The organism is Kocuria tytonis (genome assembly GCF_003226895.2).
GTDB classification, from domain to species: domain Bacteria; phylum Actinomycetota; class Actinomycetes; order Actinomycetales; family Micrococcaceae; genus Kocuria; species Kocuria tytonis.
In genome coordinates this window covers 32423-46096 of sequence record NZ_PNJG02000003.1, presented here as the reverse complement: position 1 = coordinate 46096, position 13674 = coordinate 32423, and the positions used below count along the sequence as shown (strand labels likewise).

Annotated in this window: 13 protein-coding genes and 1 riboswitch; of the genes, 5 read left to right on the top strand and 8 right to left on the bottom strand. The window is 71.4% G+C overall.

The genetic code is table 11. The features are described 5' to 3' along the window. Positions 1-198: 198 nt before the first annotated feature. From C1C97_RS09455 to C1C97_RS09445, 3 genes are all read right to left on the bottom strand, one after another. Positions 199-1359 (bottom strand): C40 family peptidase, encoded by a 1161-nt coding sequence (locus C1C97_RS09455; RefSeq protein ID WP_121031518.1) that lies wholly within the window; start codon positions 1357-1359, stop codon positions 199-201. Positions 1360-1590: 231 nt separating this feature from the next. After that, positions 1591-2223 (bottom strand): C40 family peptidase, encoded by a 633-nt coding sequence (locus C1C97_RS09450; protein ID WP_110920389.1) that lies wholly within the window; start codon positions 2221-2223, stop codon positions 1591-1593. A gap of 3 nt (positions 2224-2226) precedes the next feature. After that, a riboswitch (cyclic di-AMP (ydaO/yuaA leader) is annotated at positions 2227-2385 on the bottom strand. A 337-nt stretch (positions 2386-2722) separates the two neighbouring features. After that, positions 2723-3430, bottom strand: a complete 708-nt coding sequence (locus tag C1C97_RS09445; protein ID WP_110920388.1) for a metal-dependent transcriptional regulator — start codon at positions 3428-3430, stop codon at positions 2723-2725. A 201-nt stretch (positions 3431-3631) separates the two neighbouring features. Between C1C97_RS09445 and serC the strand changes: the two genes are divergently transcribed. Next, positions 3632-4744 (top strand): phosphoserine transaminase, encoded by a 1113-nt coding sequence (gene serC / locus C1C97_RS09440; protein WP_110920395.1) that lies wholly within the window; start codon positions 3632-3634, stop codon positions 4742-4744. Between the two features lie 7 nt (positions 4745-4751). Here serC and C1C97_RS09435 read toward each other — a convergent pair whose 3' ends face one another. From C1C97_RS09435 to C1C97_RS09425, 3 genes are read right to left on the bottom strand one after another with little or no spacing between them, the layout of a single operon-like run. Next, positions 4752-5963, bottom strand: a complete 1212-nt coding sequence (locus C1C97_RS09435; RefSeq protein ID WP_110920387.1) for an MFS transporter — start codon at positions 5961-5963, stop codon at positions 4752-4754. A 44-nt stretch (positions 5964-6007) separates the two neighbouring features. Further along, positions 6008-6796, bottom strand: a complete 789-nt coding sequence (locus tag C1C97_RS09430; RefSeq protein WP_121031516.1) for a DUF3027 domain-containing protein — start codon at positions 6794-6796, stop codon at positions 6008-6010. Then, entirely contained in the window at positions 6789-7172 is a 384-nt protein-coding gene (locus C1C97_RS09425) for a cold-shock protein (protein WP_110920394.1), read from the bottom strand. The genes C1C97_RS09430 and C1C97_RS09425 overlap by 8 nt, the downstream gene beginning before the upstream one ends. 148 nt (positions 7173-7320) lie before the next feature. Between C1C97_RS09425 and C1C97_RS09420 the strand changes: the two genes are divergently transcribed. The 4 genes from C1C97_RS09420 (at position 7321) to C1C97_RS09405 (ending at position 10328) form a co-directional block, all read left to right on the top strand. Next, complete coding sequence (locus tag C1C97_RS09420; protein WP_110920393.1) at positions 7321-7587, top strand: hypothetical protein; 267 nt, start codon at positions 7321-7323, stop codon at positions 7585-7587. Between the two features lie 156 nt (positions 7588-7743). Continuing rightward, positions 7744-8457 carry a response regulator transcription factor gene (locus C1C97_RS09415; protein ID WP_110920385.1) on the top strand — a complete coding sequence of 238 codons (714 nt, stop codon included), beginning with the start codon at positions 7744-7746 and terminating at the stop codon, positions 8455-8457. Between the two features lie 4 nt (positions 8458-8461). Beyond that, complete coding sequence (locus tag C1C97_RS09410) at positions 8462-9934, top strand: sensor histidine kinase (RefSeq protein ID WP_199712240.1); 1473 nt, start codon at positions 8462-8464, stop codon at positions 9932-9934. Positions 9935-10037: 103 nt separating this feature from the next. Continuing rightward, the gene (locus tag C1C97_RS09405; protein WP_110920384.1) at positions 10038-10328 is read left to right on the top strand and encodes a WXG100 family type VII secretion target; all 291 of its coding nucleotides are present in this window, start codon (positions 10038-10040) and stop codon (positions 10326-10328) included. A gap of 7 nt (positions 10329-10335) precedes the next feature. Here the strand turns inward: C1C97_RS09405 and C1C97_RS09400 are convergent, their stop codons facing one another. Both C1C97_RS09400 and groL read right to left on the bottom strand, forming a co-directional pair. After that, positions 10336-11562, bottom strand: a complete 1227-nt coding sequence (locus C1C97_RS09400; protein ID WP_121031514.1) for an RNase H family protein — start codon at positions 11560-11562, stop codon at positions 10336-10338. A gap of 261 nt (positions 11563-11823) precedes the next feature. Then, on the bottom strand, positions 11824-13458 hold the full coding sequence (gene groL, locus C1C97_RS09395; protein WP_110920382.1) for a chaperonin GroEL: 1635 nt from the start codon (positions 13456-13458) through the stop codon (positions 11824-11826). Positions 13459-13674: the final 216 nt, after the last annotated feature.

Below are 13674 nucleotides of genomic sequence, written 5' to 3'. Positions count from 1 at the left end.
CCGCACCGCATGCGGGGGGGCGTGATCGGAGCCGGGGGTGCAACCGGGAGGCGGGAGCGAAAAAGACGTACGGACCCCGTGGTCGACGGGGTCCGTACGTCTTTTCGCGTCCTCATCGGGATCGGGTACACAACCGGTCCCGACTCGTCACGAGGTGTGGCACCGTGCGGATCACCGCGGTGCCGGGTGTGGAAGGGCTCAGCCCACGCGGATGAACTCCGGGCCGGAGCCCACGTACGCGCTGGTCTTGACGGTCTGGTTGCCGTTCCAGCCGCCGTGGATGGCCTGGCCGTTGCCCGCGTAGATGGCCACGTGGGCCACGCCGGCACCGCCGTTGGCGTAGTAGGCGATGTCACCGGCGCGGGCCTCGGAGGCCGACACCGGGGTGCCGAGGGACTTGTAGCTGGCGGGATAGCCGTGGTGGTTGATGCCCACGGCCCGGAGGGAGTTGGTCACCAGTGCGGTGCAGTCCTGGTTCGCGCCGATCTGTGCCTCGGCGGCACCCAGGATGGCCTGGCCCTGACCGGAGGCGGAGACGTGGGCGGCCTTCGCCGGGGCGGTCCTGGCGGCACCGGTGGACTGCGGGGTGACGGTGCCGGTGTGGGACGCGGCCGTGGCCTGGGGCGCCGCAGGAGCGGTCCGGGAGGTGCCCTGGTGGGCGGGCTGGACCTGCGTTGTGGGAACCTCGGAGGAGTACACCTGGGTGCTCTGCTGTGCCGCGGCCTCCTTGGCCAGGGTCTGCTGGCTCGGCTGAGCCGCGTGACGGCCCTGCACGGGGGCCTGCTCGGCCACGGGGGTGACGTTCTGCGAAGCGGTCACGACCTTGGAGGCGGCGGGGGCCTCGACCCGGGCAACGGGCACCTGGGCTGCGGGAGCGCTGGCAGCCGGAGCCTGGGCTGCGGGAGCGCTGGCAGCCGGAGCCTGGGCGGCGGGCGCGCTGGCAGCCGGAGCCTGGGCGGCGGGCGCCTTGGGGGCTGCGGCCTGGGGTGCCGGCGCCTGCTGCGTCGCGGCAGGGGCCTGGATCGGGGTCACATCCGCCACCGGGGCGGCCTGCACCACGGAGGACCGGACGGGGGCCGCGGCCTTGACGGCCGGCTGGGCCTTGACGGCCTTCGCGGCGGGAGCGGTCTTCTGCTCGGCCTTCTCGGCCTTGGCGGCGGGTTTCGCCGACACGGTGTTCTCGGAGGCGGGCGCCTCGGACACGGCGGCGGCGGGGGTCTGCTCAGAGGCGTTCTGCGTGGCCTGGACGGACACGGTGGTGGCGAGGGCCAGACCGGAGAAGGCGGCCACTGCGGCCACGGTGCGGGCCTTGCCCGCGAAGAGGCCCTTGGCGGCCTGCGAGGAGGTTTCGTTCGACATGCGTGTGGTTTCCTAACACGTTCGTGTCCACCCAGGGCACGGAGGTGTGCGGTGACCGCAACGTATTCGCACGCTGCACGGGTTCACCGGTGTGGGCGGTGTGGTGATGTTCTGTGATGTCAGCGGCTGACAGCCGGTGTGCCGTTCGAGGATCCGAACGGCACACCGGCCGCAGAGCCGGCTCGATCCTGGTGCCGAGGTGGCGCGAGCGCGTCACCTCGGGCGCGTGGATCAGCGGAAGGTGTAGTACCCGTCCAGCTGCATGGCGTTCACGGAGTGCACCTGGGTGCCCTGCGACGGGTTGAGAGCGGAGATCATCTGGCCGTTGCCGATGTAGATCCCCACGTGGGAGCCGCCGTTCTGGGACACCAGATCGCCGGGCTGCGGGTTGGAGGTGGGGGTGCCGGCGCCGATCTGGGCCCAGCTGACGCGGGGGATGTTGATCCCGTTCTGGGCGTACACCCACTGGGTGAAGCCGGAGCAGTCCCACGCCTTGAAGCTGGTTCCGGCGGGAACGTACGCACCACCCACGCCGGCGTACGCACTGCCGAGAAGGCCGCCGCCGGAGTGGTTGGACTGCGTGCTCACGCCGGAGGCGGACGCCGTGGTGCCCGCGGACTGCGTGGCGCCGGACGTCATCGTGCCGGTGGACGGCGTGGAGTAGGAAGCGTTGTAGGACAGCACCGAGGGGGTGCTGACGGAGGACGTGGACCCGAGGTCCACGATGTCCCCGGCCGCCTGGGCGGGCATCGCGATGCCTGCAACGGCGGCACCCGCCGCGACGGCCGCGACGGTGGTGTTGCGCACGGCGTGCGACGAGGTCTCGGCGCGGTGGCGTGCAGAAGTGTTCTTGATGAGAGACATGGTTGTTCCTCCCTGCGCCTACGAGGTGAGCTGTCGGGTTCGGATGGGAGACATCCGGTCGCACGATCTGGTGTGCCGTGCTGACTTGACCCCAAGGACCCGTGGGGCTGTCACGAGTCCGGAAGTGGTTCCCCCGCTTCTGCCATGCGGATTTTCTGTGTACGGGTCCCGGGGGCGCATGGCAGAACTCGGCGAGCGCTCGGGAGTGCCGGATCCGACCAGTGATCGGCACGTGCACGACTGTACAGGAGGGATAACGAAAATGTCACGTTTTGATTACAACGGATCACGGATCGGGCAATCGGGGGAATCAATGGGCTGCATTGCGTAGCTCTCGGATATCAATGGCCATCCCGATTGTCGCCCCGCCCCACCGCCACACCATGCTGTGACCAGGCACGATACCCCTCGGCGCCGTGGAGGGCGCCCCACGGGGCGGGATGGTCGACGCGGTGATCCCCAGGCCCGTCAGGTCACGGCGAGGGGTGGGTGAATCGCCTCAAGACCCGTGGGAGGCGAGGCGCACCGCGCGGGCGGTGGCGGCGTCGAGATCCAGTGAGACGCCCGTGGTCAGGTTCGTGACGAGGACCCTGTGCTCGTCACCGGGGTTGACCTCCGCCGTGATCCGCGACCCCGTGAGGATGCCCGCGGAGCTGAGCATCTCGATGAGTTCCGGATCCGCCTGCACCACCTCCGGCAGCAGCCGCACCGTGTACTGCTCCCCCGCGGGTCCCGCGGCGGCGTCGGACAGTGTGAGGCCGCCGAAGACCTCGGCCGTGGTCGTCCGGGTGCCGTCCTCCCGGCCCGGGATGGGCGTGCCGTACGGGGAGACCTTCGGGTCCCCGAGCAGATCCACGAGCCGGCGCTCCACCCGCTCGCTCATCACGTGCTCCCACCGGCACGCCTCCTCGTGGACGTGTGCCATGTCCAGGCCCACCACGTCCGCGAGCAGCCGCTCCGCGAGCCGGTGTTTGCGCATCACGGACACCGCGGTGCGGCGCCCGGCCTCCGTGAGCTGCAGGGAGCGGTCCGTGGCCACCGAGAGCAGACCGTCGCGCTCCATCCGGGACACCGTCTGCGAGACCGTGGGGCCGGAGTGGTGCAGGCGCTCCACGATGCGCGCCCGCATGGGCGTGATGCCCTCCTCCTCGAGCTCCAGCACGGTCCGCAGGTACATCTCGGTGGTGTCGATCAGGTCGCCGCTCATGGTCAGTCCTCTGATTTCTGCGCACCACGGCGCGCGGGTCGGCGGTCCCCCGTGGGGGTGCGCTCCAGCACAGTCTGAATGATTCGGGTCAATTGTAGCCAGCGGGCGGGTGGCGCAGCCCCGGGAGGAATGACGCCACCGCGGGACGGCACAATGGGGAGCACCACCGCATCACCCCTCGGAGGAGCCACCGTGAGCACCATGCCCGTCATCCCCCCGTCCCTGCTGCCGACCGACGGTCGTTTCGGGGCGGGCCCGTCCCGGGTGCGCCACGAGCAGCTGAGTGCGCTCTGCCACGGCGGACCGGCCCTGCTGGGCACCTCCCACCGGCAGGCGCCGGTCAAGGACCTCGTGGCGCGGATCCAGCAGCGGCTCGGCGCGTTCTTCTCCCTGCCCGAGGGGTACGAGATCGTCCTGGGTCTCGGCGGGGCCAGCACGTTCTGGGACAGCGCCGCGTTCGGCCTGGTGCGCTCCCGCGCCGAGCACCTGGCCTTCGGCGAGTTCGGGGCGAAGTTCGCGAGTGTGACGCAGCGGGCGCCCTTCCTGGAGCCGCCGGTGGTGGTCGAGGCACCCGCCGGCTCCCGTCCCGACGGTCCGCGCGTGATCCCCGGGGTGGACGTCTACGCGTGGCCGCAGAACGAGACCTCCACCGGGGTGGCCATGCCCGTGCGACGCGTCCCGGCAGACGGCGCTCTGACGGTCGTGGACGCCACCTCCGCCGCCGGCGGCATGGCCGTGGACCTCGCGCAGACGGACGTCTACTACTTCTCGCCCCAGAAGAACTTCGGCAGCGACGGCGGCATCTGGTTCGCCGCGTTCTCCCCCGCCGCGCTGGAGCGCGTGGCGGACGTCGCGGCCTCGGGACGGTGGATCCCGGACGTGCTGTCGCTGGCCACGGCCGTGGAGAACTCCCGCCGCCACCAGACCTACAACACCCCCGCTCTCGCGGGTCTCGTGCTGCTCGACGCGCAGCTGGGGTGGCTCGAGGAGCGCGGCGGACTCGAGTGGGCCGCCCGCCGCACCGCCGAGACCTCGGGACTCGTGTACGAGTGGGCCGAGCGCAGCGACGTCGCCCGCCCGTTCGTCGCGGATCCGGCCCACCGTTCCCCCGTGGTGTGCACGGTGGACTTCGACGCCGCCGTCGACGCCGCGCGGGTCGCGGCCGTTCTGCGCGCCAACGGCGTGGTGGACGTGGAACCGTACCGCAAGCTGGGCCGCAACCAGCTGCGGATCGCCACGTTCGTCGCAGTGCCCCCGGAGGACGTGCGGGCACTGCTCGAGTGCATCGACTGGACGGTGGCCGCCCTGGGCTGAGAACCGCTCAGGCCCGCCGGGCAGGGGAACGGGACGCGTGCCACGCGAACCCGGCACCGATGAGCACTCCCGCCAGGCCGGCCAGCACCGCGGACCCCATTCCCCAGCGCGCACCGAACGAGTCCGTGAGCCACCCCACCGCGGGGGCGCCGATCGGGGTCCCACCCATGAAGATGGCCATGTAGAGGCTCATGACCCGCCCGCGCATCGTGGGCGAGGTGGTGGTCTGCACGTAGGCGTTCGCGGTGGTCATGATGGTCAGGGACGAGACCCCGCACGGGATCAGCCACAGGGCGAACAGCCACAGGGTGGGAGCCGTGGCCGCACCCAGGCAGGAGACCGCGAACGCCGCGCACCCGATGAAGACGTACCGCAACCGGGCCGTGGCCCGCCGCGCGGAGAGCAGCGCGCCGGTGACCGTGCCCACGGCCAGCACGGAGTTGAAAACGCCGAACTCCTCGGAGCCCCGGCCGAACACCGAACCGGCCATCGCCGCGAGGTACACCGCGAAGTTCATGCCGAACGTCCCGATCATGAAGATGGTGCTCATGACCGCCACGAGGTCCGGGCGGTGCAGCACGTAGCCGATGCCCTCCCGGATCTGTCCGCGCGCCCGCGCGGCCCGGGGCGAGTGGCGCAACCGGGCGTCGTCGATCAGCATGATGGCCCAGATCATGGCCGCGAAGGTGAGCGTGTTGAGCATGAACACCCACCCCGTGCCGAGCGCCGCGACGAGCACGCCCGCCACCGCGGGGCCGATCAGCCGCGCGGAGTTGAAGGAGGTGGAGTTCAGCGCCACGGCGTTCGAGAGGTGGGAGTCCGGGACCATCTCGGAGACGAAGGTCTGACGCACGGGCGCGTCGAAGGTCGCCACCACGCCCAGCGCCAGGGCGAACACGTAGACGGTGGACAGGCCCGCCACCCCGAGCAGCAGCAGCGCTCCGAGCCCGGCGGCGAGCAGCGCCATGGCGCTCTGCGTGACCACCAGGATCCGGCGCCGGTCGTAGCGGTCCGCCAGCACACCCGCATAGGGTGCGAGCAGCAGCTGGGGCACGAACTGCAGGGCCATGACCACGCCCATGGCGGTGGTGTCGTGCTCCGTCAGTTCGTCGAACACGAGCCAGGACTGGGCGGTGCGCTGCATCCACGTGCCGATGTTGGACACCAGGGCACCCGTGAACCACAACCGGTAGTTGCGGATCCGCAGGGACCGGAACATCCCGGTCCCGTCCGCCCGGTCGGCGGGCGGCGGGGTGCCGCGGCCTAGGATGACGGGCCGCCCTCCGAGGGGGTCCCGTCCTGCTCGGACCGCTTGCCGCCGGTCCGCCTGCGCCCCGTGCGCTTACCCCCGGTCCGCTTGCCCCGGGGGGAGCAGACCTCGTCCTCGGGCGTCTCCTCGGCCGCCGGCGCATGGACCTGCACGGTCGGGGCCGCGGTGTCGGCGGCGCTCGCGGGGTCGTGCTCGTGCTCCGTGCCCGTCGGCTGCTCCGCGTCCTCCGCACCCGCGTCCGCGGTGTTCTCGTCCGCGTTCTCCTGCGCCTCCTGCTCGTGCAGCGCCTGCATGCGCTCCTCCCACGGGACCCAGTCCGGGGCCAGCAGGGAGTGCGGTCCAGCCAGGATCCCGGACTCGCACACGGTCACGTGCTTGGTGCGCGGCGCCCGCGCCACCGTGGCGTACCACGTCCACCCGGGGTATCCCGGGAGCGTGCAGTCGAAGAGATGGGTCAGCAGCCGGTCCTCGTGCACCCGGATGCCCACGTGCTCGCCGATGCCGCTCGCCGCCTGCTCGCCCGTCCCCACGGCCTCCCGCGCGAGGTCCACGGCCGCGGCGAGCACCGGGTCCTGCTTCGGGGCGCGGGTGCGGCTCCGCGCACGCGTGGCGGCGCGGGCCGGCACCGCGGTCTCCGCGCCCGGAGCAGCGGCGTCGGGTGCGCTGCCCGGGGACGCGGCGTCGGCTGCGGCACCGGGGGCGACGGCGTCGGGCGCGGTCTCCGGGGACACGGCGGGACCGGTGGTGCCGGGCAGCTCGTTGCGGCTCGTGGTCTCAGACATCGAGCTCATCCGCCACGGTGCGCAGGATGGCGGCGATCTTCTGTCCGTGCGAGTGGTCCGGGTAGCGCCCGCGGCGCAGCCCGTTGGACATCCCGTCCAGCAGGCGGATGAGGTCCTCGGTGAGCACCGCCATCTCCTCCGGGGGCTTGCGGGTGTTGCGCGTGACCGACGGCGGGGCGCTCAGCAGCGTGGCCGACAGCGCCTGCGCCCCGCGCTTGCCGTCCGCGATCCCGAAGTCCATGCGCGTGCCGGGCTTCACCGTGGTGACCCCCCTGGGCAAGGCGGACGAATGCAGGAACACTTCCTGACCGTCGTCCGTGGCCAGGAAACCGAAACCCTTGTCTGCGTCGAACCACTTGACCTTGCCCGTGGGCACGCGGATCACCTCAGTCTCTCGTCGTCACGTTGCGGCCACCTCGCCCGTGGAGCGGGGCACCGTGGGAACACCACAGTTTATCCCCCGGCGAGGCGGGCCGCGCCCGGGTCCTGCCCTGCGCGTCACCCCGCCTTGCTACCTTATGGGCATGTCTGAACCCACCGCCCCCGTGTCCGCACCCACCGGGCGTCGTCCCGGCCGAGGCCGGGGTGACGGCATCTCCCCGGTGCTCGCCACGGCTCTCGTGCTGACCGCCGTGTGCGCACTGTCGGTGGTGGCTGTGCTCATGGCCGCCGCGGGCCACCACGTGCTCTGGGCCGGCTTCACGATCTTCCCGGCCGTCTTCTTCCCCATAGCGTTCCTCCTGCTGTGCGTCGAGCTCGTGCGGGGCGTACGACGCCGTTCGGCCCGCTGACCCGCGCGGCGGCGTCGGCCGCGGTGCTCGGCACCGGGCGCCGACGACCCGCCGGAGCGGGACGGCAGGGGCCCGTTCCCGGGACCGTCGAAGCACCCAGGAAGCCACCGGAGACCGGACAGAATGTGTCCAGGAAACTCGGAGATACTGAGCCGCATGAATGCCAAGACCCCCGAAGCCAAACTGCTCGTCGTCGACGACGAGCCCAACATCCTCGAGCTGCTGGCCACGTCCCTGCGATTCGCCGGGTTCGAGGTCGTGACCGCCGCGAACGGGCGGGACGCCCTGCTGCGGGCCGAGGCCGAGGACCCCGATCTCGCGGTGCTGGACGTCATGCTGCCGGACATCGACGGCTTCTCCGTGACCCGCAAGCTGCGTGCCGCCGGGCGGCACTTCCCCATCCTGTTCCTCACGGCCAAGGACGACACCGACGACAAGGTGGCGGGGCTGACCGTGGGCGGGGACGACTACGTGACCAAGCCGTTCAGCCTGGACGAGGTGGTGGCGCGCATCCGTGCGGTGCTGCGCCGCACGCAGCCCCTCGAGGAGGAGGACTCGCGGCTGAAGGTGGACGACCTCGTCCTGGACGACGACGCCCACGAGGTCTTCCGCGGCGGGCGCGAGATCGGCCTCTCCCCCACCGAGTTCAAGCTGCTGCGCTACCTGATGCTCAACCCCAACCGGGTGCTGTCCAAGGCCCAGATCCTGGACCACGTGTGGGAGTACGACTTCAACGGGGACGCCTCCATCGTGGAGTCCTACATCTCCTACCTGCGGCGCAAGATCGACAACGACCCCGAGCAGCCGTCCCTGATCCACACCAAGCGCGGCGTGGGGTACCTGCTGCGTTCTGCGGACAAACGCCACTGATCCCTTGAACGTGCTCACCCGCCGGTTCCGTTCCGCGTCCCTGCGCTCCCAGCTCATGGCCCTGACCGGCCTGCTGCTGGCCGTCAGCATCCTGGTCACCACGCTGGTGGCCGTGTCCGTGCTGCGGGACTCGCTGGTCACGAGCATGGACCAGGAGCTGCGGCAGGCGGTGCCCGCAGTGGCCCCCGCACTCACGGGGGCGCTGCAGGGGGACGTGAGCACCCCCGTCCCCACCTCGGGGTTCCTGCTGGACCGCGACGGCCACGTGCTCGCCACGGCCCGCGGGGGTTCCACCGACTCCGCCCAGCGGCTGGACCCGGACCTCGGCAGGATGACGCTCGACTACGTGGTCGCCCACGACGGGCAGGCCGAGACCGTGGGCTCCGAGAGCGGCTCCGACCGCACGTGGCGCGTGGTGCCCACCAAGCTGACCATGTTCGACATGTCCGTGGTGGTGGCCGAACCGCTGGACCGCACCGACGCGATCATCTCGGGCGTGGGGCTGCTGACGTTCAGCTTCGGTCTGGCCACCCTGCTCGCCGCGATGACCGTGGGGTGGGTGCTGGTCACCCGGGCCTTCCAGCCCCTGCGGCAGGTGGAGGCCACGGCCGCCCGGATCGCGGACGGGGACCTGTCCCAGCGCATGGAGGGCTACAACCCCCAGACGGAGATCGGGCAGCTGTCCACCTCCCTGAATGCGATGCTCGGTCACATCGAGGACGCGTTCGACGCCCGCACCCGGTCCGAGACCAAGCTGCGCCGCTTCGTCGCGGACGCTTCCCACGAGCTGCGCACTCCGCTCGTCTCGATCCGCGGCTACTCCGAGCTCTACCGGCACGGGGCCCTGCAGACCCCGGAGGACGTGGGCAAGGCCATGAACCGGATCGAGTCCGAGTCCAAGCGCATGACGCAGCTCGTGGAGGACCTGCTCACGCTCGCCCGCCTCGACGAGCGGCGCGTGTCCGCCGTGCGTCCCGTGGATCTGCTGCACCTGGCCTACGACGCCGCCTCGGACGCCCACGCCACCGCGCCGGACCGGAGCGTCCAGGTCACGGGACTGCAGGACTCCTCTCCCGAGGAGGCCTGGGTGAACGGTGACGAGTCCCGGCTGCGGCAGGTGGTGGCCAACCTGCTCACCAACGCCCTGCGCTACACCCCCGACGGCTCGCCCCTGGAGCTCGCCGTGGGCCTGGAACCTGCGGTGGACGGCCAGTACACCTCCGTGCTGCAGGTGCGGGACCACGGCCCGGGCATCCACGGGCAGGACGCCGAGCGGGTCTTCGAGCGGTTCTACCGTGCGGACTCCTCCCGCACCCGGGAGACCGGCGGGACCGGGCTGGGGCTGTCCATCGTGGCCGCGATCATCGCGCAGCACGACGGCTCGGTGAAGCTCGAGGAGACGATCGGCGGCGGGGCCACGTTCACCGTGCGCATCCCCCACACGCGCCCTGTGGACGAGCACAACCCGGGCGCCTGAGTCCACAAGCCCGCGGGCGGGTCACCACGACGTTCCCACCCTCACCTAGCGTGAGTCGCACCGGCACGACGCCGGGATCTCACACCTTCCGGGGAGGAACATCATGGCTCATTTCGTGGTGGACAGCGACACAATTGCCGCCAAGTCCCAGCAGGCCCACGGGCACATCGACCGGCTGAGCGCCGAGGTCAACGGCATGACGGCCACGCTCACCGACCTCCAGGGCTCCTGGACGGGCACCGCCTCCGCGAGCTTCCAGGAAGCCCTGCGGTCCTGGCGCTCCGCACAGGCGCAGATGGAACAGGCGGTGGCCCAGATCAACCAGGCCCTGGCCACCGCCGGCACCCAGTACGCGGAGACGGAGGCGGCCAACGCCCGCATGTTCGCGGGCTGAGACCCGCTCAGTCCTCCGCCGTGACCTGGTGGAAGCGCAGCAGCCACGGGCCCATCTCGTTGTGCTGGTCCTCGCGGACCCACACGGAGCTGCGCCGTGTCACCCGTGCGGACTCCGCGAGCCGGTAGCTCAGGTGGTAGGCGTTCGCCCCGAGGGCGGTGACCCGCACCTCGGACGGTGCGCCCGCCGCACTCGTGGCGCCCCGTGCTCCCGGGGCGTCCGCCCGGCACGGGAACCGCCCCGTGGGCGCGGTGGCCCCGCGCTCGTCGATGCACAGCAGATCGGGGTGCAGCACGTCCGCGTGCGGGTGCTCCTCCTGCCTCCCGGCACGCCCGGAGGTGGCTGTGGACGCGCCGGTGGTCGACGACGTGGCCGGGACACACACCGCCGCCGTCTCGCGCTGCACGGCACCGGCCAGGAACTGCGGCGGCAGGTGCTCCGTTCCTGCGGCGTCCTGGTTGTCCCCGGCGCCGTCGGAGGCGGTGGCGCTCATGTCCCGGAGCTCGGAGAAGAGGTCCGGCTGCTCGGCCGACGCCGCGGACGGCGTCACGCCCGGGGTGCTGCTCGCGAGGCCCGGCTGCGGGCAGCCCGCCGGGGTGGGCCCGCCGCCGTCCCCAGCCGCGCGGGCGGCGAGGTGGTCCGTGTGGCCGGCAGGGTCGTGCCCGCGGGCGGCGGAGTCGTCCGTGCCGGCGGGGGTCCGTCCGGGGGCCGCACCGTCCGCAGCGGCGCCACCGGTGCGAGCGTGCGTCCCGGCGGAGTCGTCCCGGAACCCCGGCCCCACGGGCATGTCCCGTTCCGGTGTCCCGGACTGGTAGGCGGTGGCCATGGCGCGGGCGCGCTCGTCCGCCGCCTCGTTCAGCTCGTGGCCGGCATGGCCCTTGACCCACTCGAACGTGACCGTGCGTCCGGACAGCTCACGGTCCAGGGCCTTCATGATGTCCACGTTCTGCACGGGCTTGCCGTCGCGCTTCTTCCAGCCCTTCTTCTTCCACCCGGGCAGCCACTTGGTCACGGAGTTGATCACGTACTGGCTGTCGCAGTACACCGTGAGGGGCTCGTCCCCGCGGTGGCGGGTGGACTCCAGCAGGTTCAGCACCGCGGTGAGCTCGCCCATGTTGTTGGTCCCGTGGGCCCACCCGCCGGCGCGCCACGAGGTGGGGTCGATGTACCAGGCCCAGCCGGCCGGTCCCGGGTTGCCGAGGGCCGAGCCGTCCGCGGAAGCAATGATCGTCATGGACTCATCCTCCCAAAACCTCCCGACATGCAGAGCCGCGGCGCCGCGTGGGGCGTTCGTGCGCTCCGGCCTGCAGCGACTCCCCCACGCTGCGCCGGCCGGACCCCGTCGCCGTGGCCGTGGCCGAGAGCAACCCGCCGTCGCTGCCCACGCCGTGGCCGTCGCCGCGAACGGGAGAGGACCCCGGGCGCGCTGCACGCGCCCGGGGTCCTCTCGCGTCCAGCCCGTGGAGCGGGCCGGAATCCACTCAGGGGAGTGGGATCACATCATGCCGCCCATGCCGCCCATGGGATCGGCACCCGCGCCCGCACCGGCGGCCTCGGGCTCGGGCTTGTCCGCCACCACGGCCTCGGTGGTGAGGAACAGCCCGGCGATGGACGCCGCGTTCTGCAGGGCGGAACGGGTCACCTTGACGGGGTCGTTGATGCCCGCGGCCATGAGGTCCTCGTACTCGCCGGAGGCGGCGTTGAGGCCCCAGCCGGTCTCGAGACCGCGGACCTTGTCCACCACCACACCGGGCTCCATGCCCGCGTTGAGGGCGATCTGCTTGAGCGGCGCGTCGATCGCGACCTTGACGATGTTCGCGCCCGTGGCCTCGTCACCGGAGAGGTTCAGGGACTCGAAGACCTTAGCGCCGGCCTGGATCAGGGCCACGCCACCGCCGGCGACGATGCCCTCCTCCACCGCGGCCTTGGCGTTGCGCACGGCGTCCTCGATGCGGTGCTTGCGCTCCTTGAGCTCCACCTCGGTGGCGGCACCGGCCTTGAGCACGGCCACGCCGCCGGCCAGCTTGGCCAGTCGCTCCTGCAGCTTCTCGCGGTCGTAGTCGGAGTCGGAGTTGTTGATCTCCGCGCGGATCTGCGCCACGCGGCCCTCGATCTCCTCCTGCGTGCCGGCACCGTCCACGATGGTGGTCTCGTCCTTGGTCACCACGACCTTGCGGGCCTGGCCCAGCAGGTCGATCGTGGCGGACTCGAGCGAGAGGCCCACTTCCTCCGTGATGACCTGGCCGCCGGTGAGGATGGCGATGTCCGCGAGCTGCGCCTTGCGGCGGTCGCCGAAGCCGGGGGCCTTGACGGCCACGGACTTCACGGCGCCGCGCATCTTGTTCAGCACGAGCATGGCCAGGGCCTCGCCGTCCACGTCCTCAGCGATGATCAGCAGCGGCTTGCCGGCCTGCATGACCTTCTCCAGCACGGGGACGAGGTCCTTCACGGCGGAGATCTTGGAGTTCACGACGAGGATGTAGGGATCCTCCAGGACGGCCTCCTGGCGGTCCGCGTCCGTGACGAAGTAGCCGGAGAGGTAGCCCTTGTCGAAGCGCATGCCCTCGGTGAGCTCGAGGTCCAGCCCGAAGGTGTTGGACTCCTCGACGGTGATGACGCCTTCCTTGCCCACCTTCTCCATGGCCTCGGCGATCAGCTTGCCGATCTCGGGGTCCGCGGCGGAGATGGACGCGGTGGCGGCGATCTCCTCCTCGGTCTCGATCTCCTTGGCGGAGGACAGCAGCTGCTCGGTCACGGCGGCCACGGCCTTCTCGATGCCGCGCTTCAGCGACAGCGGGTCCGCACCGGCGGCCACGTTGCGCAGGCCCTCCTTCACGAGGGCCTGGGCCAGCACGGTGGCCGTGGTGGTGCCGTCACCGGCGACGTCGTCGGTCTTCTTGGCGACCTCCTTGACGAGCTCGGCGCCGATCTTCTCGTAGGGCTCCTCGAGCTCGATCTCCTTGGCGATGGACACGCCGTCGTTGGTGATCGTGGGGGCGCCCCAGGACTTCTCCAGGACCACGTTGCGCCCGCGGGGGCCGAGCGTGACCTTGACGGCGTCCGCGAGGGTGTTCAGACCCTTCTCGAGGCCGCGGCGTGCTTCTTCGTCGAATGCGATCATCTTTGCCATGTGTTTCGTCCCTCCTGGACGGTTGACAAACAAGACTTGTCATCACGGTGCCCGCGACGGACGGCACCGCACCGCGGTCCTCACCGCGCCGCAGCCACCTCACCGTGATGTGGTGTCACTCGGGTGCCGGGCAACCGCCACCGGACCCGGTTAGCAGTCCACTCGACTGAGTGCTAACCCAATAGTGACACCCGCGCGCGCGGAACCGCAAACGAT

Coding starts and splice junctions, on each gene's coding strand:
- C1C97_RS09415 (WP_110920385.1), top strand. CDS start 7,744: ATGAATGCCAAGACCCCCGAAGCCAAACTGCTCGTCGTCGACGACGAG.
- C1C97_RS09445 (WP_110920388.1), bottom strand. CDS start 3,430: ATGAGCGGCGACCTGATCGACACCACCGAGATGTACCTGCGGACCGTG.
- C1C97_RS09400 (WP_121031514.1), bottom strand. CDS start 11,562: ATGACGATCATTGCTTCCGCGGACGGCTCGGCCCTCGGCAACCCGGGA.
- C1C97_RS09420 (WP_110920393.1), top strand. CDS start 7,321: ATGTCTGAACCCACCGCCCCCGTGTCCGCACCCACCGGGCGTCGTCCC.
- C1C97_RS09450 (WP_110920389.1), bottom strand. CDS start 2,223: ATGTCTCTCATCAAGAACACTTCTGCACGCCACCGCGCCGAGACCTCG.
- C1C97_RS09430 (WP_121031516.1), bottom strand. CDS start 6,796: ATGTCTGAGACCACGAGCCGCAACGAGCTGCCCGGCACCACCGGTCCC.
- groL (WP_110920382.1), bottom strand. CDS start 13,458: ATGGCAAAGATGATCGCATTCGACGAAGAAGCACGCCGCGGCCTCGAG.
- C1C97_RS09435 (WP_110920387.1), bottom strand. CDS start 5,963: ATGTTCCGGTCCCTGCGGATCCGCAACTACCGGTTGTGGTTCACGGGT.
- C1C97_RS09405 (WP_110920384.1), top strand. CDS start 10,038: ATGGCTCATTTCGTGGTGGACAGCGACACAATTGCCGCCAAGTCCCAG.
- C1C97_RS09455 (WP_121031518.1), bottom strand. CDS start 1,359: ATGTCGAACGAAACCTCCTCGCAGGCCGCCAAGGGCCTCTTCGCGGGC.
- serC (WP_110920395.1), top strand. CDS start 3,632: ATGCCCGTCATCCCCCCGTCCCTGCTGCCGACCGACGGTCGTTTCGGG.